The organism is Labrenzia sp. R5_0, from assembly GCF_017743835.1.
GTDB classification, from domain to species: domain Bacteria; phylum Pseudomonadota; class Alphaproteobacteria; order Rhizobiales; family Stappiaceae; genus Roseibium; species Roseibium algicola.
On record NZ_JAGHRK010000002.1, the window covers coordinates 939,643 to 962,376 of the forward strand.

The window sequence follows — 22,734 nt, forward strand, 5'->3', positions numbered from 1 at the left end:
CAGTCCGTGCTAAGCACAGCCGCCTTCTCATGAAATCGGACCCAGGCTGCCATGTTTCGAAAGCCCCAGGCTAAACCGCGTTCCCTGATCCATAGCGTATTATCCCTGATCGGCTGGTGCGGAAGCCTTGGTGCCATTGCAGTCAGTGTGCTCGGCCTGCTTGCCTTTCTGGCGCCGGACGTCTGGCTTGCGGACAACATGAGCTTCTTCCTGCGACAGTTTCTGGCCGCAGGCCTGGCAGGGTGTCTTGGCGGTGCGGCCGGTTTCCTCGTTCGGCACCGGCTTCGTCTGATGTACCGGTTGACCTGGTTCGTGGCCGTGATCGCCTTTCTCAGCCTGGCCGGGTTCACCGGAGCTCGCACGCTTGCCAACACCAAGCCCCTTGGTCCCGCGGCACCGGGAGATCGACCGCTCAAGATCGTCTCCATCAACCTTGAACACCTGTTTCTGGGCGACAAGGTCTTGCAGGCCTTTCTGGAAAAGGAACAGCCTGATGTCGTGGTGTTTCAGGAAGTGCTGTGGTGGCTTCAGGAACGCCGCTGGCAACGCTTGGGGTTGCCGACCGGCGGTGCCGGCGAGAACGGATTTCCCGAATACCTGAAGGTCGGAGACCTGGGGGGCCTGGCGGTCTATTCCCGCTTTCCGCTGACGTCGGAAGAAACCCGTGTCATCTCTGGCGATGTCCCTCCCGGAGCCAATGTCTATTACGATGGCGACAGGGAACTGCTGTCGCTCTCCGTCGACACCGGCTCGGCGCCGCTGCATCTCCTGGTCATTCATCCGGACAGCCCACGTTCGAAGATCCGCTGGGAGAACAAGCGCCGCTATTTCGACGAGGCCGATAACGTCATCGATACCTTGAAGGCCGACAACGGCAGCAACATTCTGGCGATCGGCGACTGGAACAGTTCACCCTGGTCTGCCCGGTTCCAGCAGACACTGACACGAAACGGGCTGAAGACGGCCTATCCGGACGGATGGCCGCAGACGACGCGCTTCTTCTTCGACTACAGCCTGCACTGGATCCTCGGTGCGCCTGTCGACCAGTTCGCCGTTTCCAGGGACATCCAGATCGTCAACGTTTCGCTTGGCCCCGATATCGGTTCCGATCATTTGCCGCTGATCGTGGAGATCGCCCAGACGCCGACCAACTGACTTCGGCGACCTGCGCCCGGCACCTGAAAATTGCGACATTGGCTGTGACTTCAACCGGAAAGTGTTTGAGGCTTCGGGTGGTTTCCTGAAAACTGCCCGCAACTTCAAGACCGATTCCCAAAGTTCCGCATGGCCAAACTCTATTTCAACTACTCCTCGATGAACGCCGGCAAGTCGACCGTCCTGCTGCAGGCTGCCTATAACTACGAGGAGCGTGGAATGAACACGCTGCTCCTGATCGCCGCCTTCGATGACCGCGGTGGCAAGGGCCGGATCGCATCGCGTATCGGGTTGGGAGCGGATGCCGATATCTTCAACTCGGCTGACAACGTCTTTGATCACATACTGCGCGCCGACGAAGCGAAGAAGGTCGACGCGGTCTTCGTCGATGAAGCCCAGTTTCTGACGGAAGACCAGGTCTGGCAGCTCGCCCGGGTGGCCGACACGCTGCGCATTCCGGTGATGTGCTTCGGCCTCAGAACGGATTTCCAGGGAAAGCTCTTCCCCGGCAGCGCCGCCTTGCTGGCGCTTGCGGATAATCTGAAGGAAATCAAGACCATCTGCTGGTGCGGACGCAAGGCGACCATGGTTGCCCGCTTGGATGCGGACGGCAAGATCGTCGAGGAAGGCGACCAGGTCGTTATTGGTGGCAATGACAAGTATGTCTCGCTCTGCCGCCGTCACTGGAGTGAGCGGAAGCTCGGCTGATCGCCACTTTCCGTTCGGAACCTTTCAGAACCACACCTCGGACTGGTCGCAGTGCCCTCACTTTGTGATGGACAAAGCCCCCCAGAGCAGGATTATCAGTTTTTCTGACAAGAAGCCCCGCCGCAGCCCAATTCGTTGAAGGTGCTACCGCGCGCACTCTGGTCAGCGATCCGAAGACTTTTGGGGTATGCATATGATCAAGGAATTTCGCGACTTTATCGCCAAGGGCAACGTCATGGACCTTGCCGTCGGCATCATCATCGGCGCAGCATTCACCGCCATCGTCACCAGCCTGGTCAATGACCTGATCAACCCGATTATCGGGCTCATCATCGGCGGCATCGACTTCACCTCGATGTATGTCGTTCTGTCCGGGGAGGTTCCTGCCGGCACCGGTCTTGCCGCTGCTCGTGAAAGCGGAGCCGCCGTGTTCGCCTATGGCGCCTTTCTGACGTCCTGCATAAACTTCATGATCATCGCGTTTGTCGTCTTCATGCTTGTGAAGTCGGTCAACCGGATCAAGTCCATGGCTGAAAAGCCGGACGACGTCGAGCCTGAGGTCAAGACCGGCCCGTCGGAAATCGACGTCCTGATCGAAATCCGCGACGAGCTTAAGTCAGCCAAGGCCTCTGCCTGATTTCATCCTCGCGGGACACTTTACCGCGATTACTCTTCCTCGCCCCGGTACTGCCGGGGCGAACGGCCAAAAGCCTTGCGAAACAGTGTCGAGAAATGCTGCAGATTGTTGTACCCGCAGCGCATCGCGATTTCACTGATCGACATCGCTGCAAATCTCGGGTCATGCAGCGCCGCTGCAACGACCTCCAGCCGTTTCTGCCGGATTTCGCCTGCAATCGAAGACCCTTCGCACTGGAAGATCGCGTTGAGACGCCGTACCGACAGTCCGGTGGCCGACGCCACCTGGTTCCGGTCCAGCTCCGGATCGTGAATGCGGCGCGCAATGCAGCTGCGTGCCCTGAGCAGGATCTGACGATCGAACGACGAAAGCGCCAGCTCGCTCTTGCGGCTGCCCGCCAGCCCGGTCGCCACAAGGTCCAGAAGCGTTTCCTGAAGTGTTGAGGCAAACACCGGAGAACCGCTGTTCAGGTGAGCTGAAAACGCCAGGATACTCTCCCGCACAAGACGGCCGATGTCGCTTTGCCCGTCGATCCAGGTTCCGCCGAGCGTCTCGGCAAATGGCAATCGGGAGAGCAGACTTGCCTTCGAAAACTGCAGGACCGTTTGCGAGAAGGGTTCCGTCAGATCCAGACAATAGGGCTGGGTGCTGTCATAGACCACCATGTCGCCGGGACGCAGCACCGATGTTTTTCCGAATTGGGTCAGACGCGAGGAGTTTGCGGTCTGCAGGCTGACGAGGAAATCGGCTTCCGACGCCGACCGGATGTCGCTGGGACGCCGCACCACCCTGTGGGCTGTCCCGGACACTCTGGAAACGGACAGGGCCGAATGGCGCTCGATATCCAGACTGCCGACGAAACCGGGGCCCTCGCCCGCTTCACAGCCCAGCTGGACATAAGAGTCACAGACTGCTTCCCGCCAATAGGCGAAGCGATCGCGCGGGGCGATGTCCACTGTGCTGTATGAGGCCTGACCGCTCATATCCGTTTCCGTGTTCGACTGATCGATTTTCGGCAGTCTGCCCAAAAACGCAAGTTTTTTGGCTCAGGGACAAAAGTAATCTCTTCTTCACTCCGGCAGGCTGGGAGGCCTAGGAGGACATCACATGACCAAGCAATTCAAAGTCGCAGCCGTCCAGGCTGCCCCCTGTTTTCTCGATCTTGATGCCGGCATCGACAAGGCCGTGCGCCTGATCGAGGAAGCTGCATCAGCCGGAGCCAGACTGGTCGCCTTCAGCGAAACCTGGCTGCCCGGTTATCCAAACTACATCTGGCTCGGCCCCGTCGCCTGGCAGATGCAGTTTGCCGGACGCTATTTCGAAAATTCCATCGTAGCCGGTTCGGACCATGAAAAGCGCCTGGCCGACGCCTGCCTGAAAAACAACATCCAGCTTTCCATGGGCTGCTCGGAACGTGACGGCGGCTCGCTTTATATAGCCCAATGGCATTTCGACGAGACCGGCACGGTCGTGAACCGCCGGCGCAAGCTGAAACCCACCCACGTGGAACGCACGGTCTATGGCGAAGGCGACGGCTCTGATCTTGCGGTGGTCGAAACCTCCCTCGGCCGCATTGGCCAGTTGGCCTGCTGGGAACACCTGCAACCGCTGTCGAAATACGCCATGTATGCCCAGAACGAGCAGATCCATTGTGCCGCCTGGCCCAATCTCCACCTCTACAAGGGCACGGCCTACGCCCTTGGCCACGAAGTCAACAACGCGGCGTCGATGATCTACGCGGTTGAAGGCGGTTGTTTCGTGCTTGCACCCTGCTCGCTGGTCACCAGGGACATCCAGGACGAGCTCTGCCAGGGCGATCCGGAAAAGGAAGCACTATGCCCGCTCGGCGGCGGCTATACCCGCATTTACGCCCCGGACGGACAGGAAATCGGCACTCAGATCGCTCAGGACGAAGAAGGCCTCGTCTTTGCGGACATCGACCTCGGCATGATCGCCTTCGCCAAGGCAGCTGCCGATCCGGCGGGTCATTATGCCAAGCGGGACGCCACCAGACTGTTGCTCAACCGGAAGAAACAGCGCCCCGTTGTCGCCTTCGACGATGCTCCCGGCTGGGAAGATGAAAACGAGCTTGCCACAGTGCGGCAGAGCCCAATGGAAGAGGCTGCCGAATAGACCAAACGAGCCGGTGCGCGGTACCTGCGCACCGGTCCGGGATTGCCCGGGTCTACCGTACGCTGAGCCAATCCGTCGGCGACGACCTCGCCGGCACACTTGGACAAACCCGCGGAACCGAAATTTGCGCCTTGTCCAGGCGTGGCCGGCAAGGTCAATATCGGCGCATGAGAGACGAAGACAGCAGTCCCCGGTTCCGCATCCGCCTCGTGTTCGGCCCGGACGAAATGATGGGCCCCGGCAAGGCCGAGTTGCTGGAACGCATTCAGCGCACCGGATCGATAGCGGCCGCGGGCCGTGAGATGGGCATGAGCTACAAGCGGGCCTGGCAACTAGTGGAAACCCTCAATGCCATGTTCCGCTCCCCCCTCGTGGAACGCAGCCGCGGCGGTGCAAAAGGCGGTGGGGCGCAGATTACCGAGACCGGCCTCGCCGTTCTCGAGGAGTATCGCGCGATTGAACTGAAGGCGCGTGCCGCCGGAGACCCGCACATTGAAAAGCTGAAAACCCTGCTGAGCGATATTCCCGACGGAATATAACGCTTGCCTTTTGACAGCTTCGCCTGCGATATTCCCGAAGAAACATATCGCAATTTTGAGGAACCAGCTGCATGTCCAATTCCAGTCTCTTCGCCTGCTTGCGCTCTCTGGCTGGTGCGGCCTTTCTTGCAGGCCTTGCGGCTCAGCCAACCACTGCGGCAGCAGGGGAAGTCACTGTTTTTGCCGCAGCAAGCCTGGCGGACGCCCTGGAAGAGATCGAACAGCGTTTCGAAGCAGCCACCGGACATGATCTGGTGATATCACTTGCGGGCTCTTCGGCGCTGGCGCGGCAGATCCAGCAGGGAGCACCGGCGGACATCTTCATCTCGGCGAATCCGGACTGGATGGATGTTCTGGAAAAGGACGGGCTGCTGGAGGCTGGCACCCGGTTCGACCTGTTGAACAATTCCCTCGTCCTGATTGCACATGGCCGTGAAGCAAAGCCGCTCGATATTTCGGCGGATCTGAACCTCCCCGAAATCCTGGGCGACAACCGTCTTGCCATGGCTTTGGTCGACGCAGTTCCTGCAGGCATCTACGGCAAGGCAGCCCTGCAAAGCCTCGGGCTGTGGGACGAGGCGGAACCACGTGTAGCGCAGTCGGACAATGTCCGTTCCGCACTTGCGCTGGTGGCAACGGGTGAAGCGCCCTACGGCATTGTCTATGCCACGGACGCCGTGGCAGAGGACAATGTGACTGTCGTTGGAACCTTTCCGGCAGAAAGCCATCCGCCGATTGTGTATCCGGTGGCGGATCTGGCCAATCGGGACACACCCGCGGAAGAAGAGTTTCTAGCCTATCTCCAGGGCCCCGACGCGCGCGAAGCCTTCGAACGTCAGGGTTTCGTCGTGCTCGATCGCTAGGTCTTCAAGCCAGACAACGCAGGAACCTCAAGTCGCGGAACAGGTGAGCAGGCCGGACGAGATGCCTCTGCGCCATCACCTTGCGCTGAAGAATGCAAATTCCCGCAAGCTTCTCCGGCCTCTCCCCTTGAAGCCCTTCCCCGCCCCTCGTAAAAGGGGGCAAATGAAACGGATTGAGGCCTCAGATGCTCGGCAAGATGTTCAAATCCCTTTTCGGCTCTTCCGGAGACGGCAACAAAGGCGCCTCGAAGGCAACGACGGTGGACTATGACGGTTACCTGATCGTCGCTCAGCCCCAGCTGTCGAACGGACAATGGCAGGTCAGCGGCCGGATTGAAAAGCAGGTTGGCGAGACAACCAAGGTGCATACCTTCATTCGTGCAGACACGCTGCCGGACGAGGAAGCTGCGGCCAACGAGATGATCCGCAAGGCCAAATTGATGATTGACCAGGTCGGCGATAGCATATTCGATTGAGCAAGGACCGGATCTTCACCGGAAATGAATAGTCAGGGCGCTGCCGGGAACCCGTATTCCGGGCCGAGAGCGCCGGGTTCAGCCCGAAATCCGAAAGCCGACATGAAACGAAATATTGTCCTGAGCCTGCCCAATCTCCTCACCTATGGGCGCATATTGGCGGTTCCTGCGGTTGCGGTCTGTTTTTATTTCGAAGGCAACACAGCCCGCTGGGTTGCGCTTGCGCTGTTCGTTCTGGCAGCGATCACCGATTTCTTCGATGGCTACCTGGCGCGAGCCTGGCAACAGCAGTCCGCGCTCGGGCGCATGCTCGACCCGATTGCCGACAAGCTGCTGGTGTCCGTCAGCCTGCTGATGCTGGCCGGTGACGGAACCATCTACGGCTGGACCATGATCGCGGCAATCATCATCCTGTGCCGGGAAATCCTGGTCTCGGGACTGCGCGAATTTCTGGCTGAACTGCAGGTCAGCGTTCCCGTTACCAAGCTTGCCAAGTGGAAGACCACCGTCCAGTTGATCGCTGTCGCCTTTCTGCTTGCTGGCCCGGCGGGCGACACCGTATTCGCCTATACGACGCAAACAGGCCTCGTGGCACTTTGGCTCGCCGCCCTGCTTACCCTATATACAGGGTACGATTATTTCCGGGCCGGCATCGGCCATCTGATAACGGAATAGGCGCCTTCATTCCGGCCCTGACCGCACACCACCTGGAGGTTTCATGAACATCCGCTATTTCGCCTGGGTCCGTGAACGGGTCGGCGTCGAAGAGGAAACCATCGAGGTTCCGGCATCGGTTGCGACAGTTGCTGATCTGATCTCGCATCTGAAGACACTCGACGACAATCACGCCGCCGCGTTCGAGGAAGAAGACGCCATTCGCGTCGCACTTGACCAGATGCATGTGGAAACCGACGCTGCGCTTGGCGATGCCCGGGAAGTCGCTTTCTTTCCGCCCATGACAGGCGGCTGAACGATGGCCACAACCCCGCTTGTCCGCGTCCAGGCAGAAGACTTCGACCTGCAGGCCGAAAGCCTTCGTCTTACAGAAGGACGCAAGGACGTCGGTGCGCTGGTGACCTTCACAGGTCTGTGCCGGGATGAAGCCGGAACCCTGGCGGCACTGGAACTGGAACACTACCCCGGCATGGCCGAAGCCGAATTGACCCGGATTGCCGGCGAAGCGGCGGAGCGCTGGCCGCTGACAGGCCTTACCGTGATCCACCGCTTCGGCAAGATCGCACCAGGGCATAACATCGTTCTGGTGATCGCAGCCTCTTCCCACCGCCGGGCCGCGTTCGAGGCTGCCGACTTCCTGATGGACTACCTGAAAACCCGCGCCCCCTTCTGGAAGAAGGAACACCCTGCGGAAGGCGGCACCGGAGCCTGGGTGGAAGCGAAAACCGAAGACGACACGGACGCCGCACGCTGGACCTGAGCTGCACAAGCGAATAGTCTGCTATTGATTCAAGGCCGCTCTGCCGCTTCTTTCCCATTCTCAAGCTTTGCGGCTGCCCCGGCAGCCCACCCATTTGAATTGGTCCGACCCCGTGAAACACGACAGTGAACCCTCCGGCACAGCCGCCGCAACGCCGGCGGCAGAAAAGGGTGCTTCAGGCTCTTCTTCAGAAGTTCTGCGCGAGCCAGGCATTCCCTTTGCCGAGTTTGTCGCCATCATCGCCATGATCATGGCGCTGAATGCCATGGCCATCGACGTCATGCTGCCGGCCCTGCCCGCGATTGGCGATGCACTCAACATCGTTGAGGAGAACAACCGCCAGCTTGTGCTCCTGTCCTATCTGGTGGGTTTTGGTGGGGCGCAGCTCTTCTTCGGCCCGGTAACAGATGCACTGGGGCGGCGCGGCATCCTGGTCGGCGGCCTTGCGCTTTACAGCCTTGCCAGTATCGGCGCCATCTTCGCGATGGATCTCGACACGCTTTTGATCGCGCGCGTCCTTCAGGGCATCGGCTGTGCGGCTGCCCGCGTCACGGCGCTTTCCGTCGTGCGCGATTGCTACACCGGCAGGCGCATGGGCAAGGTCATGTCACTGGTGATGATGGTCTTCATGGCCGTTCCCGTGGTCGCGCCCTCCATCGGCCAGGCAGTTCTCCTGATTGCCGGCTGGCACTGGATCTTCGCGCTTCTGCTCATTTACGGCGTTGCGATGATGATCTGGTCCGCCCTCAGGATGCCGGAAACCCTGGCGGTCGAAAACCGCCGCCCGATGGAAGTCTCCACCATCGTCAGTGCCTATATGACGGCTCTGACCACCCGCGTGAGCCTTGGATACACGGTCGGCACCGCATTCATTTTCGGCGGCCTGTTCTCGTTCCTGGCCATGTCGCAGCAGATCTTTGTCGACATTTTCGGCCTTGGGACGCTGTTCCCGATCGTCTTTGCTGCCATTGCCATCACCATGGCCGGTGCGTCCTTCACCAACGCGCAGCTGGTGGAAGCCATCGGCATGCGGCGGCTCTCCCATGGGGCTGCGGTCGTCTACACCGCGCTCGGGTTTATCGTGTGGCTTCTGGCGTTTCTAGGTTTGGAGAACTTCTGGGCGTTCATGATACTGGCAACGCTGATCATGACCAGCTTCGGCTTCCTGGGCGCGAATTTCAATGCCATGGCCATGGAACCGCTCGGCGCCATCGCCGGAACCGCTTCCTCCGTCATCGGCACCATTTCGACGCTTGGCGGCGCGATCCTGGGGTACATCATGGGGCAGCTTTTCGATGGCACGACCCAGCCCCTTGGCCTCGCCTACACAGTCTATGGACTTTGCGCCATCGGCTGCATTCTCTACGCCGAGCGTGGCCGCATGTTCCACGCCATGCACGACAAGCAGTCCCAGGACTGAGAATGAAATGTTGATGTCGGCGCTTCACGCGCCGACATCAATTGCGATTTTTCCGATGAAGGCTTTTTCCAGGAACTTTTCCTGCGCGGCACGCAGCTCGCGCAAGGGATAGGTTTCAGCAACCACCGGCCGGATCTCGCCCGCTTCGATGTAGCTCACAAGGTCCTGAAAGACGTTGTCCGGCTGATAGGTGCTTCCAAGAAGCATCAGATCACGCAGGTAGAGCGTCCGAAGATCCAGTTCGACAATTGGCCCGGCTATCGCACCCGATGTGACGTAGCGCCCTCTGTTGCAAAGCGCATCGATCAGCTTGCCCCAGGAAGGGCCGCCAACGAGATCCAGCACAACGTCAAAGGACTGTTGGAGCGGAACCGCGTCCCGATCCAGTGTGTCGTCGGCTCCAAGAAGCCGCAAGTCGGCTGCTTTTTCCCGGCTGGTAACCGCCGTGACATGCGCCCCCCGGCGCTTGGCAAGCTGAATCGCCGCAGAGCCGACCCCGCCGGACGCCCCTGTGATCAGCACACGCTCAGCCTTGACACCAGCGCGCTGCATCATTCCTTCAGCCGTGGAAAAGGCGCAGGGAAACGAAGCCAGTTCGACGTCGCTCAGACGGGAGTTTATCGCAAGCGCATCGTGAGATCTTGCCGTCGCGTATTGTGCAAATCCACCGTTGCTCTCTGACCCGAAGGTCCAGATTGCAGGTTCCTGGCCATCTGCTTCGACGGATTGAAGCGCCCGCACCAGAACCCGTTCGCCAATCCGGCTCGCCGGGACGCCGTCGCCAACCGCAACGATTTCACCACAACAATCAGCGCCCTGAATATGCGGGAAGGTCAAAGGCTTGCCGGACCAACTGCCATCCGCTCCGGTGTCGGCCAAATATCCGTCAGCCGCGCCGGAGGCGGTGTCGCCACGCACGGCCTTGGAGTACCACCCCGTTCGGGTGTTCACATCGGTATTGTTGACCGACGACGCACCGACACGGATCAGAACCTCGTTCTTTCCGGGCACGGGAACCGGCAGGTCTGTCCTCCAGACCAGCTTCTCAAGTCCGCCGTGCCCCGTCAGCACGACACCGCTCATCTTTTCGGGGATCGCCATATGCTTTCCTTTGGTAGAATGATCGTTCTACTTGCCACGTGTAGAACGATCATTCTACATAGTCAAGCATGACCGACACCATGACCAGGATCGCTTCGGGACTTGAGCAGGCATTTGCCGAAAACGGCTTTGCCTCACCAAGCGTGGGAGATTTGAGAGATGCGGCGGGCGTAAGCCTTCGCACACTGTACAAATACCTGCCGTCGCGGGAAGACATGGTCTACGCGGCCCTGGAGCATCGGCACCGGCGCTACCTGAAACTGGTGTTTGGCGACTTGCCGGCCGATCCGGAACAAGCTCTTGGTAAAATCCTCGACCGGGTCGCCAGCTGGATGGAAACCGAAACCACGAGGGGCTGCCTGTTCCATGCCGCTGTGGCATCTGCTCCCCATGACGAGAAGCTGTTTGATCTCCTGAAGGAACACAAGACACAGGTGGCCGACCGCGCCGCCAGCGCAACGGGGCTTGCGGGCTGTGAAATCGAACTCTCGCTTCTTCTGGAAGGTCTGACGCAGACCTGGCCGCTTCATGGCGACCGGTCGGTGGAACGCGCCAAGTTACTCGGCAAGCTCCTTTTGACGGCGCATTCCGACATAACCGCAAAATAAAAGGCGGGCCAATGCCCGCCTTTCTGGTCCTTGCCGTGCGGCAGTTCTATCAGCCTGCTGCGGCCTGCAGGGCCGGAGTTTGCGGACGCACAGCGGCATCATAGTCCTGCATCAGGGTCTTGATGATATCGCCGACCTGATAGGTATTTCCGGCAATCTCGGAAACCGGCGTCACTTCAGCGGCCGTTCCGGTAACGAAGCACTGTTCGAATTCCGGCAGCTCTTCCGGCATGATCACGCGCTCGACAACCTCGATACCGCGGTCGCGTGCCAGACCGATCACCGTCTGGCGGGTAATGCCGTTCAGGAAGCAGTCGGGCGTCGGCGTATGGATCTTGCCGTCCTTGACGAAGAACACGTTGGCGCCGGTCGCCTCGGCCACCTGGCCGCGCCAGTCCAGCATCAGCGCATCGGTGTAGCCCTTGGCTTCCGCGGCATGCTTGGAGATGGTGCAGATCATGTAGAGACCGGCGGCCTTCGCCTTGAACGGTGCCGTTGCAGGCGCCGGACGGCGATATTCGGCCATATCCAGGCGAATGCCCTTCAGGCGCTCTTCCGGCTTGAAGTAGCTCGGCCATTCCCAGGTGGCGATCGCCAGGTGAATGGTGTTGTGCTGAGCCGAAATACCCATCATCTCGCTGCCGCGCCAGGCGACGGGGCGGATATAGGCATCGGTCAGGTTCATGCGCGCCAGGGTTTCTTCCTTGGCAGCGTTGATCTGTTCAGCAGTGTACGGGATCTCGAAACCGAGCATGCGCGCCGATGCAAGCAGGCGCTCCGTATGCTCTTCGGACTTGAAGATCCGGCCGCCATAAGCACGCTCACCTTCGAACACGCTGCTGCCGTAGTGCAGTCCGTGGCTGAGAACATGCAGTTTGGCTTCCGACCAAGGCACGAAAGTGCCGTCGTACCAGATATCACCACTGAGCTGATCAAAAGGCGTTCCAGCCATTTTTCATCTCCCGCTCGCTCTATGAGCGTTGTTTTGTTTTCTCTTTAACAGAGGCAAATGACGCCAAAGACTTGCGCCTTTTTTACCGCTGTATTTTTTGCACAGCACGCCAACTATCGGTATCCTGATGGCCGCGGCGACGATGATAGGATTCGTTTATCATCTGATGCGTGAAAATGCATCAAAAAGACCGATCATTTCGTTCGCGACCGGATAGAAGTAACAATCGACCAGAATTAAGTCAATATGACTGACGTAAATTTCAAACCGGACCAACCGCCCCTCAGACGGGATACGGACGGGGTTCGGCCCAGGCAGCCCGAAGGGGACGATACGGATGGCGCCAACGCGCTGTCCTACGACCTTATCGAGCTTCTTTTTTTCGCATATCGCGACTTCACCGGTGACCCGGATGACGTACTGGCCAAGTACGAGTTCGGCCGCGCACACCACCGTGTTCTGCATTTTGTGGATCGCAATCCGGGGATCATGGTCACTGACCTGCTCGGCATTCTCCGGATCACGAAGCAGAGCCTTGGCCGGGTGCTCAAGCAACTGGTGGACGCCGGCATCATCGAGCAGCGCGAAGGCCATCACGACAGGCGGCAGAGACTGCTCTATACCACCGAACGCGGACACGCCCTTGCTGTGGACCTTACCAGCCTGCAGCAAAAGCGCCTTGAACGCGCCCTAATTGGATTGCCAGATGGCAGCGACGAAATTATCCGCAGGTTTCTGCTCCGAATGATCGATCCCGAAGCGCGGCCTCAGATCCTGCAGCTGATACGCAGTCTCTACGATCTGAAGGATTGACCGGCAGAGGTCACAAAAGGACGACAAAGCCGACATGAATGCCCAGGTGCCTGACGACAACGCCAACCACATTCTCCTGGTCGACGACGACAAGCGCATCAGGGATCTTCTGTCCAGGTTGCTCAAGGAGAACGGCTATCGTGTGACCGCGGCCGCCCATGCGGCCGAAGCCCGCACGTGCCTGTCCGGGCTGGAGTTCGACCTGATCATCCTCGATGTCATGATGCCGGGTGAGACCGGTCTGGAACTTGCCGTTTCCCTGCGCCAGGATTCTTCCGTCCCGATCCTGATGCTCACCGCGCGCTCCGAGGCCCCGGACCGGATCGCCGGACTGGAAGCCGGCGTTGATGATTACCTTTCCAAGCCGTTCGAACCGCGGGAACTGATGCTGCGCATTGCCGCGATCCTGCGCCGTGGCAACCAGCAGCCGGTCATTGTCAGCGAAGAGATCCGCTTCGGCCCGTTTTCGTTCAATTCTTCCCGGGGTGAGCTCAAGAACGGCGAGGCCATGGTGCGCCTGACGGACAGGGAAAAGCAGATCCTGTCGATATTTGCCGAGCAACCGGGCGCGACCGTTCCTCGCCACAAGATCGTCGGTGATGATAGCGGCCTGGGCGAACGGACGGTCGACGTCCAGATCAACCGGCTGCGCCGCAAGATCGAAACGGATCCGGGAAACCCGATCTACCTGCAGACGGTGCGCGGCATCGGATACAGGCTCGCGTGCGACTGAGCCGGAAACAAATGGCGAGACTCGACAGCTTCTTCCGGCGCGTTCCCCTGACGGTTCCCCTGAAACCGCTGATGGCGGTCTATCGTCAGGTCGCCAGGCTCATGTACCGGGTCATGCCGAAGGGCCTGTTCACCCGGACCTTCCTGATTATTGTCGCCCCCATCGTGATCCTGCAGTCGGTGCTCGTCTTCGTGTTCATGGAGCGGCACTACCAGCTTGTTTCGCGCAGGATGTCGGAAGCCGTGGTGCGCGAAATTGCGGCCGTGGTCTATGTTCTGGAGAACTATCCGCAGGATCCGGACTACGCCAACATCGAGGAACTCGCCTCGCGGGCGCTCGGCATGTCCATGACGGTGACACCGCTTGAGCCCTTGCCCCCTCCGACGCCCAAACCTTTCTTCGACGTCATCGACCAGGAACTGAGCCAGGCGATCGGGCAGCGCATTGGCAAGCCGTTCTGGATCGATACGGTTGGCAGGTCCCGCTTCGTCGAAATTCGCATCCAGTTGAAGGATTCCATCCTTCGCGTCTTCACAAGGCGCAGCCAGACCTACGCCTCCAATTCGCACATCTTCCTGGTCTGGATGTTCTCCACGTCGCTGGTTCTGGTGATCATCGCCCTGTTGTTCCTGCGCAATCAGATCCGCCCGATCGTGCGCCTTGCCAATGCGGCGGAGGCCTTCGGCAGGGGCCGGCCGGTTGAAAACTTTCGGGCCAGCGGCGCACGCGAAGTTCGCCAGGCAAGCCTTGCCTTCATCGACATGCGACGGCGCATCGAACGGCAGATCGAGCAGCGCACCACCATGCTTGCAGGTGTCAGCCACGATCTCAGAACCATTCTGACGCGTCTCAGGCTGCAGCTCGCGTTCCTCGGCGGCTCGCCGGAAAGCGAGGCGATGCGCAAGGATGTCGACGAGATGAGCCACATGCTCGAGGATTATCTGGCCTTTGCCAGCGGCGATGGCGACGAGGACATCCAGAAGACCGACCTGTCGCTGCTTCTGGAGGAACTGGAAGAAGAAGCGGAGATCTCGGGCCACGATGTTAGGACCCGGTTCGAAGGCTCCCCGGAAGTCGAGATCCGGCGCCTGTCGATGAAGCGCTGCCTCTCCAACCTGGTCACCAACGGCTGCAAATACGGCAACCGGGTGGAAGTACTCGGCCGGGTCGACAGAGGCTGGATCACCATCACCGTCGACGACGACGGCCCGGGCATTCCCGAAGACCAGCGCGAGATTGCCTTCAGGGCCTTCCATCGGCTGGATCTTGCCCGCAACATGGATGAAACCGGCAGCGGCCTCGGCCTTGCCATCGCCCGTGATATTGCCCGTGCCCATGGCGGCGACCTCTATCTCGAAGACAGTCCAATGGGCGGCTTGCGGGCACGGTTGCGTATACCGGCATAGGAAAACTTTACTTTCCAGGCAGGAATTCGCCGCCATACTGGCCGTGAGACTTGCCTTTTCAGCCACCAGTTTGTTTCATTTGAAAGTCTTTCAAGGTGATTGAACACAATCGCCACCCAATTTCCGGTTGACTGGGCAAACATCAATTTTCTACCAAATGGCTTGCTGGTTCTTGCCCCCGTTTTCCACCAGCCGAGCGCATTCCGATGAGACGGGGACTTGAGGAATGCACCATGCCTGAAATTCTGCTGAAAAATGCCGATACCGTCCTCACGATGGATGATGACCGCCGGGAACTGTCGGCCGTCGACATTCGTCTGCGTGATGGCGTGATTGCGGAAATCGGCAAAGACCTGGAGACCTCCGGCGAAACGCTGTCCGCTCGTGGCTGCGTCGTGACACCCGGCCTTGTGAACACGCACCATCATCTGTACCAGAGCTTGACCAGAGCCGTTCCCGGCGGCCAGGACGCCCTGCTTTTCGGTTGGCTGCAGACCCTTTACCCGATCTGGTCCCGCTTCGGCCCGGAGGAAATGTTCGTTTCGGCGCAGACCGGACTTGCCGAACTGGCACTCTCCGGATGCACGCTCAGCTCCGATCATCTCTACCTCTATCCCAACGGGTCGCGGCTGGATGACACCATCGCCGCCGCAAGAGAGATCGGCCTTCGCTTTCACCCGACCCGTGGCGCCATGAGTATTGGCGAGAGCGACGGCGGCCTTCCGCCCGACAGTCTTGTTGAACGGGAAGCCGGCATTCTGGAAGATTCCATTCGCGTCGTAGACGCCTTTCACGACCCGTCAGAAGGCGCGATGGTTCGTGTCGGCCTTGCCCCTTGCTCACCCTTCTCGGTCAGCCGGGACCTGATGCGTGATGCGGCTCTGTTAGCGCGCGACAAGAAGGTTATGCTTCATACCCATCTTGCGGAGAACGATGAGGACATTTCCTACTCGCAGGAAAAATTCGGCTGCCGACCGGGGCAATACGCCGAGGATCTCGGCTGGACCGGGCCGGATGTCTGGCACGCCCATTGCGTCAAGCTGGATGATCGGGAAATCCGGCTGTTCGCCGGCAGCGGCACCGGCGTTGCCCATTGCCCCTGCTCCAACTGCCGGCTTGGCAGCGGCATTGCCCCTGTTCGCGCAATGCGCGACGCCCGGGTGAAGGTTGGCCTTGGTGTTGACGGGTCGGCCAGCAACGATGCCGGCAACCTGGTCCTGGAAGCGCGCCAGTCGATGCTGCTGCAACGGGTGGCCAACGGTGCGGATGCCATGTCTGCCCGCGAAGCCCTGGAAATCGCGACGCGTGGCGGAGCCGATGTGCTCAACCGGCCGGACTGCGGCCGGCTTGCCCTCGGCAAACGTGCCGATATCGCACTGTGGGATGTTTCCGGCATAGAAAGCGCGGGCAGCTGGGATCCGGCGGCCCTGCTGCTCGCCGGCCCGACACGCGTCAAACACCTGTTCGTGGAAGGTCGTCAGGTCGTCAACGACGGTCAGATCACCACGATCGACCTGCCGAGGGTGATCGAACGCCAGCACCGGCTTGCGCGAAATCTGCAACCCTGAAACGAGCTTGTCCCTGGAGACGGGGCCAGGCGCGCCGGATCAGTAAAGCCGACCGCCGATCGGAACGTCCTTGGTCGGCGACAAAAGCACCACTTCGCCATCAGCATCCGGAACGCCGAGTGTCAGCACTTCGGACATGACGGGGCCAATCTGGCGCGGCGGGAAGTTGACCACCGCCATCACCAGCTTTCCGACCAGGGTTTCCGGCGTGTAGTGTTTGGTGATCTGTGCAGAGGTTTTCTTGATGCCGATTTCCGGACCGAAATCGATCTGCATCTTGTAGGCAGGCTTGCGTGCTTCGGGAAATTCCTCGGCCTTGATAACGCGGCCGACACGCACATCCACTTTCAGGAAATCGTCAAAACTGATCTGATCGCTCACGAAAACATTCCTTTTGTTCCGCGAGCGACCATGGACGGTCAGATGACTGTTCGCAAGGCCCGGGCAGCGCTCAGGCGCCTGCCGGGGCCTCTCCGCCGAGGTCTGTGTCTTCCCGGCCACTTTCCGCCCTGTCACCGCGGCGGCCAGAGCGTTCCGATGCCTTGCGGAAGAACGACCGGATGCCTTTTGCGACGCCATCCAGCTTATTCAGCCGCTTCATGAAGGACGTGCCCTTGTCCAGTTCCTTGTCGAGGCGCGCCATCGTGCGCGGCATGCCTTCGTCTTCCTCGTCCAGCCAAACGCCGATGACACGGGCAAAGGCAACGGAGAGACCCTGGGCAACGACGGTTGCCTTGACCCCGGAAACATCAATCCCGGCAGCGATCAGCATCCATTTCTGCGAGCGCACTTCAAGGGCGTTGAGGTCAAGCGCAAGGGCGGGATCCCTTCGCGCCGCCTTGTGGAGCGCACGCACGGCTTCCTTGTGTTCGGCCATGGCGTCGATGCGGCTCATCAGGATGTCGAACAGGCGATCGCGCGGGGGTTGGTCGCCCATATCCTCGTCGCGTTCGTCCAGAACAGCGGTGTCGATCTGTTCCAGGAAGGCGGCAACCAGCTTCAGCTTGGAGGCATAGGCGCTGCGCATTTCGGAAAGCTTGACCTTGGCCGTCTCGGCGATCAACGGCAGCGAGACGTCTTCATAAGGATGTTCCGACAACAGATCGAGAAAGGTCTTCAGGATCTTCTGCTTGGTCTTCGCGGTCGCCATTGCTGGCCCTCCTGTGTGTTTTCTGCCCTCAACATAGGATCGCAGATGCTTGCAGAAAAGGGCGGCCCGCTGCCGCAGGCTGTCGGAACGCCCCTCCAGGAACGCGGGTCTCAGGTAAATGCAGGCACCGAACAGGAACCAAACCGACTGGCACGGCGTTTCCTGAACTGACGGGCCTGAGACCGTTTACGGAGTGTCCGGAAGGACTCCCGGTCACCTTTCTCATGGCCTGTTCCGCCCGAGCGATCGGTTCCCCCACGCGAAGCCCCGTTGAAACGGAGCATCGCGCCGATCGTCTCCGGGTGGCTTTGACAGACCTTTGCCGAGCCCCGCCCCGGGCCAAGCGCATCTTGTGAAAGGACGCCCCATGAAAACGCTTGCCGATGCGTTCGAGCATACGCTTCAGGACATCTACTACGCCGAAAAAACCATGACCAAGACCATGCCGAAACTGCAGGAAGCTGCAAACGGAAAGAAACTGAAGGATGCGATCGGTGAGCATCTGGAAGAAACGAAATCCCAGGTCAAGGTTCTGGAACAGGTCTTCAAGTCGCTCGGAAAGAAGCCGGAAGGCGAGAAGTGCGATGCCATTGAAGGCCTGATCAAGGAAACCGACGGCATCATCAGCGAGGCGAGCGGCGCGGCGAAGAACGCAGCATTGCTGGCTGCCTGCCAGGCGGTCGAGCATTATGAGATCGCCCGCTACGGGACACTGCGCGAATGGGCCAAGGTCCTCGGCCACGATGAGGCCCACGACCTGCTGACCGGCATTCTCGACCAGGAAAAGGCGGCAAACAGCAAGCTGACCAATCTTGCCGTTTCGACCATCAACGCGCAGTAACCACGCCATGCTGCTCGAAGGCCCTTCGGCTTTCGGGTCAGAGAACCAAAAGGCCGCCGGAGTTCCGGCGGCCTTTTGTCTGATAAAACCCGTGTTGCCGGGACGACCTCAGCCGGCCAGCTCCCGCGCGCGTTTGACGGCGGCGGCAACCGCCTTGCTCATAACCGGCTGCAATCCTTCGGCGTGCATCAGCACGTCAAGCGCAGCAGCCGTCGTGCCGTTCGGGCTGGTAACGTTCTGGCGCAGGATGGAGGGATGTTCACCGGACTGGTGCATCAACTCCCCTGCCCCGCACACCGTGGCAACGGCCAGCTCATGAGCTATCTCTTCGGGAAGCCCGGCCTGCTTGCCCGCTTCGCTCAAGGCTTCTGCAAGGAAGAAAACATAGGCTGGGCCCGAACCACTGACACCGGTCACCAGATCGATCTGGTCTTCGCTGTCGAGCCAGACCACCTTACCGACCGCCGACAGAAGCTTGGTGACATCTTCGCGGGAAGAAGCGGAAACTGCCTCAGTCGGATACACCGCCGTGATGCCGCGCTTGACCATGGCCGGTGTGTTCGGCATGCAGCGGCAGATCGGCACCTTGCCGAAGTATTCCTCGAATTTGGAAACCGGAGTACCAGCCGCAATCGACAGCACGAGCGTGTCGGCAGTAACGGCAGACCTCAGGCTGGGAAGGACCTGGTCCATGAGCTGTGGCTTGATCGCCACCAGCACGATGCCAGCCGTAAGGTTATCCGGGACCGAAGTCACATGGCGGATGCCGTGTTTCTTGAGGAGGGCGTCCATCTCTTCGGAAAGACGCGGGTCGCTGACCACGATGGCGGCGGGATCGATCCCTTCCGCCATCCAGCCTGATAACATTGCCCCGCCCATCTTGCCGGCTCCGACAAGAAGGAAAGGCCGTTCCTTTGAAAAGCTCATGCTTCTCCTGCGGTTTCAAACAAGGCCGTATTCAACGCCTCGGCTGCCGAATGACCAGCCCAGACGACGAATTGAAAGGCTTGATAGAAACGTTCGCAGTTTTCAAGGGCATTTGTCAGCATTCCCTCGATCTGTGCCGAGGAGGCCTCCGCACCGCCCGCAAGAAGCAGCGACTGCCGGAACATCACCACGTTCTCCTTGTTCCAGAGATCGAAGTGGCCCATCCAGAGCTGTTCATTGACCAGTGCGAGCAGACGGACAACTTCCGTCTTGCGCAATTCGGTGACCTTGAGGTCAAAAGCGCAGGCAAGATGAAGGGCTTCGACTTCCTCCATCCACGAGAAGGAGACGTGGTAATCACACCAGCTCCCCTCCAGGGATATGGTGATCTCGTCTTCGTCCGACCTTTCGAACGTCCAGTCGTTCAAGGCGGCGAACGTCTCGATGGTGTCAACGGGATTACCAGGTCGCTCGAGTTCAAGCTCGATGAGGCTCATGTGCCTACTCCCCTTCTGAGCCGGGGGCCTGGAACCCGATCACGATAACCGGGCGGGCCGCCGGGAAAAGTCCCATGCCGGAGGAGCAAAACGCGTCCTGTTACGGCCCTTTTAGAAGGGAACCGGTTCCGTCTTGCTCCGACGAATCCCTGTTATCTTTCAGTATAGGAGCAGGATTGACTTAAGCGATACATACCAATTGAGCGAAAAAAGCCGAAACTTGTGGACGACTCAGCGGTATTTTTCATCACACTGCCCAAAATCAACGCAAACCCGCCATGTTCACGCGTCGTAATTCTGTCATCAACTATTAACAGAAAACGCTCACATCGACGTCAACAAATCGGGTTAAGCGTCTCCAGCAGCGCCGGATTCCGGATTTTCGAGTTTGGCGATCCGCGATTCGAGCTCGTCGATCCGGTCCAGAGCGCGCACTGCCATCTCTTTGACCGCTTCATGCTCTTCGCGCGAAACCACGTCCATGTCGGACAGGAAACGCTCGGCCTGCGCACGGAAGGCGGTCTCCACCTCGCGGCGGGCACCCTGGGCAACACCGGCGGCGTCGGTCATCAGCTTGGCAAAATCATCGAGAAGACGGTTCGGGCCTTGGGTCATCGGACCCTCCTTGATCGGAAAAACATACGATGGGAGAGAGGTATGAGGGAATGGCGGGAACTTCAAGGACCAATTCCGCCGCAGCCGAATTCACTATCAACAGGAGCAATCTCCCGAGCTCTCTTGCGGGTAGCGCCCCACCGGCCTGACAAACCCGTGTCGGCTTGACGAGGCGGACAAGATCGCGCAAGCGTTCAGCCCGAAACCCGCCCGCGCACCATCGGAAGGTTCTGCCGTGCCGCCTGTTCTGGTTATGCCCTTTCCCGCAATCGATCCTGTACTCGTCGAATTCGGGCCCTTTGCCCTGCGCTGGTACGCGCTTGCCTATATCGTCGGCATTCTGCTGGCCTGGCGCTACATGCGTCTGCTGGTGGCCAACGACCGGCTGTGGGGTGGCATTGCCCGCCCCACACAGCTCGAGATCGACGACTTCGTGCTGTGGGGAACGCTCGGTATCATCATCGGCGGCCGCCTCGGCTACGTGCTGTTCTACAATCCTGGCTATTATATCGCCCACCCGGCCGAAGCGCTCGAGATCTGGACCGGTGGCATGTCCTTCCACGGCGGCTTTGCCGGCACCGTCATCGCGATGATCCTGTTTGCCTGGAAACGCGGCCTGTCGATCTGGACCCTGTTCGACCTTGCCGGCTGCGCGGCTCCCATCGGCCTGTTCTTCGGCCGTATCGCCAATTTCATCAATTCCGAGCTCTGGGGCCGACCGACGGATGTACCCTGGGCCGTGGTTTTTCCGAACGGCGGACCGGATCCCCGTCATCCAAGCCAGCTCTATGAAGCTGCGCTCGAAGGCATCGTGCTGTTTCTGGTTCTGATGGTACTCAGCCGCCGCTTCAAGCTTTTGCAAAAGCCCGGCTTTCTTGCCGGTGCCTTTGCCTTCGGCTACGGCATCGCCCGGTCGATAGCAGAACTCTACAGGGTTCCGGATGCCCATATCGGCTATCTGAGCGGCTTTCTCACCATGGGCATACTGCTGTCCGTACCGATGATCCTGGCGGGTCTCGCAACCATGATCTGGGCCGCCCGGCGCCGGACCGGAGCAACCGCGGCGTGACGGGACTGAAAGACAGGATCAAGGCACGGATCGAAACCGAGGGCCCGCTTTCGGTCGCACAATACATGTCCGTTTGCCTCGGGGACCCGGACGCCGGCTACTACATGACACGCGAACCGTTCGGCACCGCGGGAGATTTCGTCACAGCACCCGAAGTCAGCCAGATGTTCGGCGAACTCGTCGGGGCAGCCTGCCTGTCCGCCTGGCAGGCACTTGGAGAGCCCGCGGAATTTCAGCTGGTCGAACTTGGGCCTGGTCGCGGCACACTGATGTCCGACCTCTTGCGGATGGCAGCCCTGCGTCCTGCCTTTGTGAAGGCGGCTCGCCTGAACCTGGTTGAGACCAGCCAGCGACTGAGGGACATGCAGTCAGCGACGCTGGCGCGCGGTCCGTTGAAACCGCAATTTCGCGACCGGTTCCAGGACGTTCCGGACGGCCCGCTGATCCTGGTTGCCAACGAGTTTTTCGACGCCCTGCCGATCCATCAGTTCGTCAAGACCGAGCACGGCTGGCAGGAACGCCAGATCGGGCTTTCGCAGCACGAAGAGCTGATCTTCGGTGTCGGCACCGCCCGTCTGCCCGATGACGCTGTACCCGCTGGCCTTTCCACTGCACCGGACGGCACGATCTTCGAAACCCAGCCTGCAGCCAATGCGATCGCCGAAGAAATCGGCCGGCGGATTGCAGATAGCGGCGGTGCAGCACTCTTCATTGACTACGGGTATCTGAAGACTGCTGCCGGCGACACGCTGCAAGCACTTTACAGGCACGCCTATGACGACGTCCTGGCTCATCCGGGAGAAGCGGATCTGACCGCCCACGTGAATTTCGAGGCATTGGCGGCGGCCGCTGTCCGGGCGGGAGCACACACGCTGGAACCGCTGACCCAGGGCGAATTCCTGCTTCGCACCGGTCTTCTCGAGCGGGCAGGTGCCCTTGGTGCGGGTAAAACCCACAGCGAACAGGAGGCGATCCGCGATGCCGTCGAACGGCTGGCCGCGCCTGACCAGATGGGGGATCTTTTCAAGGTGCTCGCTGTGACGAATTCCGGAAATTCGTTTCCCCCGTTTGACAGCGCGTCGTGAACA

28 protein-coding genes are annotated in these 22,734 nt (G+C 60.0%); 20 read left to right on the forward strand and 8 right to left on the reverse strand.

Going from position 1 to position 22,734, the window contains the following annotated elements; all coding sequences use genetic code 11:
* Window positions 1-51: 51 nt before the first annotated feature.
* From J7447_RS13190 to mscL, 3 genes are all read left to right on the forward strand, one after another.
* Window positions 52-1,155 carry an endonuclease/exonuclease/phosphatase family protein gene (locus J7447_RS13190; RefSeq protein WP_209169819.1) on the forward strand — a complete coding sequence of 368 codons (1,104 nt, stop codon included), beginning with the start codon at window positions 52-54 and terminating at the stop codon, window positions 1,153-1,155.
* 129 nt (window positions 1,156-1,284) lie between these two features.
* On the forward strand, window positions 1,285-1,863 hold the full coding sequence (locus tag J7447_RS13195) for a thymidine kinase (RefSeq protein WP_209169820.1): 579 nt from the start codon (window positions 1,285-1,287) through the stop codon (window positions 1,861-1,863).
* A gap of 193 nt (window positions 1,864-2,056) precedes the next feature.
* A complete protein-coding gene (gene mscL / locus J7447_RS13200; RefSeq protein ID WP_031268245.1) occupies window positions 2,057-2,500 on the forward strand; it encodes a large conductance mechanosensitive channel protein MscL in 444 nt (147 codons plus the stop codon).
* Window positions 2,501-2,529: 29 nt separating this feature from the next.
* Here mscL and J7447_RS13205 read toward each other — a convergent pair whose 3' ends face one another.
* A complete protein-coding gene (locus tag J7447_RS13205) occupies window positions 2,530-3,483 on the reverse strand; it encodes a helix-turn-helix domain-containing protein (protein WP_156912442.1) in 954 nt (317 codons plus the stop codon).
* 124 nt (window positions 3,484-3,607) lie between these two features.
* Here J7447_RS13205 and J7447_RS13210 point away from each other — a divergent pair, with 124 nt between their 5' ends.
* From J7447_RS13210 to J7447_RS13245, 8 genes are all read left to right on the forward strand, one after another.
* The gene (locus J7447_RS13210; protein WP_152505789.1) at window positions 3,608-4,633 is read left to right on the forward strand and encodes a carbon-nitrogen hydrolase family protein; all 1,026 of its coding nucleotides are present in this window, start codon (window positions 3,608-3,610) and stop codon (window positions 4,631-4,633) included.
* A 167-nt stretch (window positions 4,634-4,800) separates the two neighbouring features.
* Window positions 4,801-5,172, forward strand: a complete 372-nt coding sequence (locus J7447_RS13215; RefSeq protein ID WP_022998062.1) for a winged helix-turn-helix domain-containing protein — start codon at window positions 4,801-4,803, stop codon at window positions 5,170-5,172.
* 71 nt (window positions 5,173-5,243) lie between these two features.
* On the forward strand, window positions 5,244-6,035 hold the full coding sequence (modA, locus tag J7447_RS13220; protein WP_209169821.1) for a molybdate ABC transporter substrate-binding protein: 792 nt from the start codon (window positions 5,244-5,246) through the stop codon (window positions 6,033-6,035).
* 185 nt (window positions 6,036-6,220) lie between these two features.
* A complete protein-coding gene (locus J7447_RS13225) occupies window positions 6,221-6,511 on the forward strand; it encodes an HlyU family transcriptional regulator (RefSeq protein WP_022998064.1) in 291 nt (96 codons plus the stop codon).
* Window positions 6,512-6,613: 102 nt separating this feature from the next.
* Window positions 6,614-7,186 carry a CDP-diacylglycerol--glycerol-3-phosphate 3-phosphatidyltransferase gene (gene pgsA, locus J7447_RS13230; protein ID WP_022998065.1) on the forward strand — a complete coding sequence of 191 codons (573 nt, stop codon included), beginning with the start codon at window positions 6,614-6,616 and terminating at the stop codon, window positions 7,184-7,186.
* Between the two features lie 43 nt (window positions 7,187-7,229).
* Entirely contained in the window at window positions 7,230-7,481 is a 252-nt protein-coding gene (gene moaD, locus J7447_RS13235) for a molybdopterin converting factor subunit 1 (protein WP_022998066.1), read from the forward strand.
* A gap of 3 nt (window positions 7,482-7,484) precedes the next feature.
* On the forward strand, window positions 7,485-7,946 hold the full coding sequence (locus tag J7447_RS13240) for a molybdenum cofactor biosynthesis protein MoaE (protein ID WP_022998067.1): 462 nt from the start codon (window positions 7,485-7,487) through the stop codon (window positions 7,944-7,946).
* Between the two features lie 196 nt (window positions 7,947-8,142).
* Window positions 8,143-9,366 (forward strand): multidrug effflux MFS transporter, encoded by a 1,224-nt coding sequence (locus J7447_RS13245; protein ID WP_228866656.1) that lies wholly within the window; start codon window positions 8,143-8,145, stop codon window positions 9,364-9,366.
* Window positions 9,367-9,390: 24 nt separating this feature from the next.
* Here the strand turns inward: J7447_RS13245 and J7447_RS13250 are convergent, their stop codons facing one another.
* Complete coding sequence (locus J7447_RS13250; RefSeq protein WP_022998069.1) at window positions 9,391-10,467, reverse strand: alcohol dehydrogenase family protein; 1,077 nt, start codon at window positions 10,465-10,467, stop codon at window positions 9,391-9,393.
* An 80-nt stretch (window positions 10,468-10,547) separates the two neighbouring features.
* Here J7447_RS13250 and J7447_RS13255 point away from each other — a divergent pair, with 80 nt between their 5' ends.
* The gene (locus tag J7447_RS13255) at window positions 10,548-11,075 is read left to right on the forward strand and encodes a TetR/AcrR family transcriptional regulator (RefSeq protein WP_031268248.1); all 528 of its coding nucleotides are present in this window, start codon (window positions 10,548-10,550) and stop codon (window positions 11,073-11,075) included.
* Between the two features lie 49 nt (window positions 11,076-11,124).
* Here the strand turns inward: J7447_RS13255 and J7447_RS13260 are convergent, their stop codons facing one another.
* On the reverse strand, window positions 11,125-12,027 hold the full coding sequence (locus J7447_RS13260; protein ID WP_022998071.1) for a branched-chain amino acid aminotransferase: 903 nt from the start codon (window positions 12,025-12,027) through the stop codon (window positions 11,125-11,127).
* A 246-nt stretch (window positions 12,028-12,273) separates the two neighbouring features.
* Here J7447_RS13260 and J7447_RS13265 point away from each other — a divergent pair, with 246 nt between their 5' ends.
* The 4 genes from J7447_RS13265 to J7447_RS13280 all read left to right on the forward strand — a co-directional run bounded on the left by J7447_RS13265 (window position 12,274) and on the right by J7447_RS13280 (window position 16,547).
* Window positions 12,274-12,840: a MarR family winged helix-turn-helix transcriptional regulator gene (locus J7447_RS13265; protein ID WP_022998073.1), complete on the forward strand. Its 567-nt coding sequence runs from the start codon at window positions 12,274-12,276 to the stop codon at window positions 12,838-12,840.
* A gap of 34 nt (window positions 12,841-12,874) precedes the next feature.
* Entirely contained in the window at window positions 12,875-13,573 is a 699-nt protein-coding gene (locus tag J7447_RS13270; RefSeq protein ID WP_022998074.1) for a response regulator transcription factor, read from the forward strand.
* 71 nt (window positions 13,574-13,644) lie between these two features.
* Complete coding sequence (locus J7447_RS13275) at window positions 13,645-14,979, forward strand: ATP-binding protein (protein WP_208992267.1); 1,335 nt, start codon at window positions 13,645-13,647, stop codon at window positions 14,977-14,979.
* 233 nt (window positions 14,980-15,212) lie between these two features.
* The gene (locus J7447_RS13280; RefSeq protein ID WP_209169822.1) at window positions 15,213-16,547 is read left to right on the forward strand and encodes an 8-oxoguanine deaminase; all 1,335 of its coding nucleotides are present in this window, start codon (window positions 15,213-15,215) and stop codon (window positions 16,545-16,547) included.
* Between the two features lie 39 nt (window positions 16,548-16,586).
* On the opposite strand, the gene J7447_RS13285 is transcribed toward J7447_RS13280, so the two are convergent.
* Together J7447_RS13285 and J7447_RS13290 are read right to left on the reverse strand one after the other, a co-directional pair.
* Complete coding sequence (locus J7447_RS13285) at window positions 16,587-16,928, reverse strand: tRNA-binding protein (RefSeq protein ID WP_022998077.1); 342 nt, start codon at window positions 16,926-16,928, stop codon at window positions 16,587-16,589.
* A 70-nt stretch (window positions 16,929-16,998) separates the two neighbouring features.
* A complete protein-coding gene (locus J7447_RS13290; RefSeq protein WP_209169823.1) occupies window positions 16,999-17,697 on the reverse strand; it encodes a TetR/AcrR family transcriptional regulator in 699 nt (232 codons plus the stop codon).
* Window positions 17,698-17,742: 45 nt separating this feature from the next.
* Between J7447_RS13290 and J7447_RS31305 the strand changes: the two genes are divergently transcribed.
* Both J7447_RS31305 and J7447_RS13295 read left to right on the forward strand, forming a co-directional pair.
* A complete protein-coding gene (locus J7447_RS31305) occupies window positions 17,743-17,868 on the forward strand; it encodes a hypothetical protein (protein WP_286189132.1) in 126 nt (41 codons plus the stop codon).
* 196 nt (window positions 17,869-18,064) lie between these two features.
* The gene (locus tag J7447_RS13295; protein ID WP_055655871.1) at window positions 18,065-18,538 is read left to right on the forward strand and encodes a ferritin-like domain-containing protein; all 474 of its coding nucleotides are present in this window, start codon (window positions 18,065-18,067) and stop codon (window positions 18,536-18,538) included.
* Between the two features lie 108 nt (window positions 18,539-18,646).
* Here J7447_RS13295 and proC read toward each other — a convergent pair whose 3' ends face one another.
* The 3 genes from proC to J7447_RS13310 form a co-directional block, all read right to left on the reverse strand.
* Window positions 18,647-19,465, reverse strand: coding sequence for a pyrroline-5-carboxylate reductase (gene proC, locus J7447_RS13300; RefSeq protein ID WP_209169824.1), 819 nt, complete (start codon window positions 19,463-19,465; stop codon window positions 18,647-18,649).
* On the reverse strand, window positions 19,462-19,962 hold the full coding sequence (locus tag J7447_RS13305) for a YbjN domain-containing protein (RefSeq protein WP_022998082.1): 501 nt from the start codon (window positions 19,960-19,962) through the stop codon (window positions 19,462-19,464). Before J7447_RS13305 ends, proC begins: the two co-directional genes overlap by 4 nt.
* Window positions 19,963-20,310: 348 nt before the next feature.
* A complete protein-coding gene (locus tag J7447_RS13310) occupies window positions 20,311-20,577 on the reverse strand; it encodes an accessory factor UbiK family protein (RefSeq protein WP_022998083.1) in 267 nt (88 codons plus the stop codon).
* Between the two features lie 253 nt (window positions 20,578-20,830).
* Here J7447_RS13310 and lgt point away from each other — a divergent pair, with 253 nt between their 5' ends.
* The gene (lgt, locus tag J7447_RS13315; protein ID WP_022998084.1) at window positions 20,831-21,646 is read left to right on the forward strand and encodes a prolipoprotein diacylglyceryl transferase; all 816 of its coding nucleotides are present in this window, start codon (window positions 20,831-20,833) and stop codon (window positions 21,644-21,646) included.
* Window positions 21,643-22,731 carry a class I SAM-dependent methyltransferase gene (locus J7447_RS13320; RefSeq protein WP_353653792.1) on the forward strand — a complete coding sequence of 363 codons (1,089 nt, stop codon included), beginning with the start codon at window positions 21,643-21,645 and terminating at the stop codon, window positions 22,729-22,731. The genes lgt and J7447_RS13320 overlap by 4 nt, the downstream gene beginning before the upstream one ends.
* The last annotated feature ends 3 nt before the right edge of the window (window positions 22,732-22,734 follow it).

What these genes read in the sequence shown, in the direction of transcription:
- lgt (WP_022998084.1), top strand. Translation starts at nt 20,831, where the DNA reads ATGCCCTTTCCCGCAATCGATCCTGTACTCGTCGAATTCGGGCCCTTT.
- proC (WP_209169824.1), bottom strand. Translation starts at nt 19,465, where the DNA reads ATGAGCTTTTCAAAGGAACGGCCTTTCCTTCTTGTCGGAGCCGGCAAG.
- J7447_RS13280 (WP_209169822.1), top strand. Translation starts at nt 15,213, where the DNA reads ATGCCTGAAATTCTGCTGAAAAATGCCGATACCGTCCTCACGATGGAT.
- J7447_RS13190 (WP_209169819.1), top strand. Translation starts at nt 52, where the DNA reads ATGTTTCGAAAGCCCCAGGCTAAACCGCGTTCCCTGATCCATAGCGTA.
- J7447_RS31305 (WP_286189132.1), top strand. Translation starts at nt 17,743, where the DNA reads ATGCTTGCAGAAAAGGGCGGCCCGCTGCCGCAGGCTGTCGGAACGCCC.
- J7447_RS13225 (WP_022998064.1), top strand. Translation starts at nt 6,221, where the DNA reads ATGCTCGGCAAGATGTTCAAATCCCTTTTCGGCTCTTCCGGAGACGGC.
- J7447_RS13205 (WP_156912442.1), bottom strand. Translation starts at nt 3,483, where the DNA reads ATGAGCGGTCAGGCCTCATACAGCACAGTGGACATCGCCCCGCGCGAT.
- J7447_RS13290 (WP_209169823.1), bottom strand. Translation starts at nt 17,697, where the DNA reads ATGGCGACCGCGAAGACCAAGCAGAAGATCCTGAAGACCTTTCTCGAT.
- J7447_RS13270 (WP_022998074.1), top strand. Translation starts at nt 12,875, where the DNA reads ATGAATGCCCAGGTGCCTGACGACAACGCCAACCACATTCTCCTGGTC.
- moaD (WP_022998066.1), top strand. Translation starts at nt 7,230, where the DNA reads ATGAACATCCGCTATTTCGCCTGGGTCCGTGAACGGGTCGGCGTCGAA.
- J7447_RS13240 (WP_022998067.1), top strand. Translation starts at nt 7,485, where the DNA reads ATGGCCACAACCCCGCTTGTCCGCGTCCAGGCAGAAGACTTCGACCTG.
- J7447_RS13250 (WP_022998069.1), bottom strand. Translation starts at nt 10,467, where the DNA reads ATGGCGATCCCCGAAAAGATGAGCGGTGTCGTGCTGACGGGGCACGGC.
- J7447_RS13195 (WP_209169820.1), top strand. Translation starts at nt 1,285, where the DNA reads ATGGCCAAACTCTATTTCAACTACTCCTCGATGAACGCCGGCAAGTCG.
- J7447_RS13265 (WP_022998073.1), top strand. Translation starts at nt 12,274, where the DNA reads ATGACTGACGTAAATTTCAAACCGGACCAACCGCCCCTCAGACGGGAT.
- J7447_RS13255 (WP_031268248.1), top strand. Translation starts at nt 10,548, where the DNA reads ATGACCAGGATCGCTTCGGGACTTGAGCAGGCATTTGCCGAAAACGGC.
- J7447_RS13295 (WP_055655871.1), top strand. Translation starts at nt 18,065, where the DNA reads ATGAAAACGCTTGCCGATGCGTTCGAGCATACGCTTCAGGACATCTAC.
- J7447_RS13260 (WP_022998071.1), bottom strand. Translation starts at nt 12,027, where the DNA reads ATGGCTGGAACGCCTTTTGATCAGCTCAGTGGTGATATCTGGTACGAC.
- J7447_RS13305 (WP_022998082.1), bottom strand. Translation starts at nt 19,962, where the DNA reads ATGAGCCTCATCGAGCTTGAACTCGAGCGACCTGGTAATCCCGTTGAC.
- J7447_RS13310 (WP_022998083.1), bottom strand. Translation starts at nt 20,577, where the DNA reads ATGACCCAAGGCCCGAACCGTCTTCTCGATGATTTTGCCAAGCTGATG.
- J7447_RS13275 (WP_208992267.1), top strand. Translation starts at nt 13,645, where the DNA reads ATGGCGGTCTATCGTCAGGTCGCCAGGCTCATGTACCGGGTCATGCCG.
- pgsA (WP_022998065.1), top strand. Translation starts at nt 6,614, where the DNA reads ATGAAACGAAATATTGTCCTGAGCCTGCCCAATCTCCTCACCTATGGG.
- mscL (WP_031268245.1), top strand. Translation starts at nt 2,057, where the DNA reads ATGATCAAGGAATTTCGCGACTTTATCGCCAAGGGCAACGTCATGGAC.
- J7447_RS13215 (WP_022998062.1), top strand. Translation starts at nt 4,801, where the DNA reads ATGAGAGACGAAGACAGCAGTCCCCGGTTCCGCATCCGCCTCGTGTTC.
- modA (WP_209169821.1), top strand. Translation starts at nt 5,244, where the DNA reads ATGTCCAATTCCAGTCTCTTCGCCTGCTTGCGCTCTCTGGCTGGTGCG.
- J7447_RS13210 (WP_152505789.1), top strand. Translation starts at nt 3,608, where the DNA reads ATGACCAAGCAATTCAAAGTCGCAGCCGTCCAGGCTGCCCCCTGTTTT.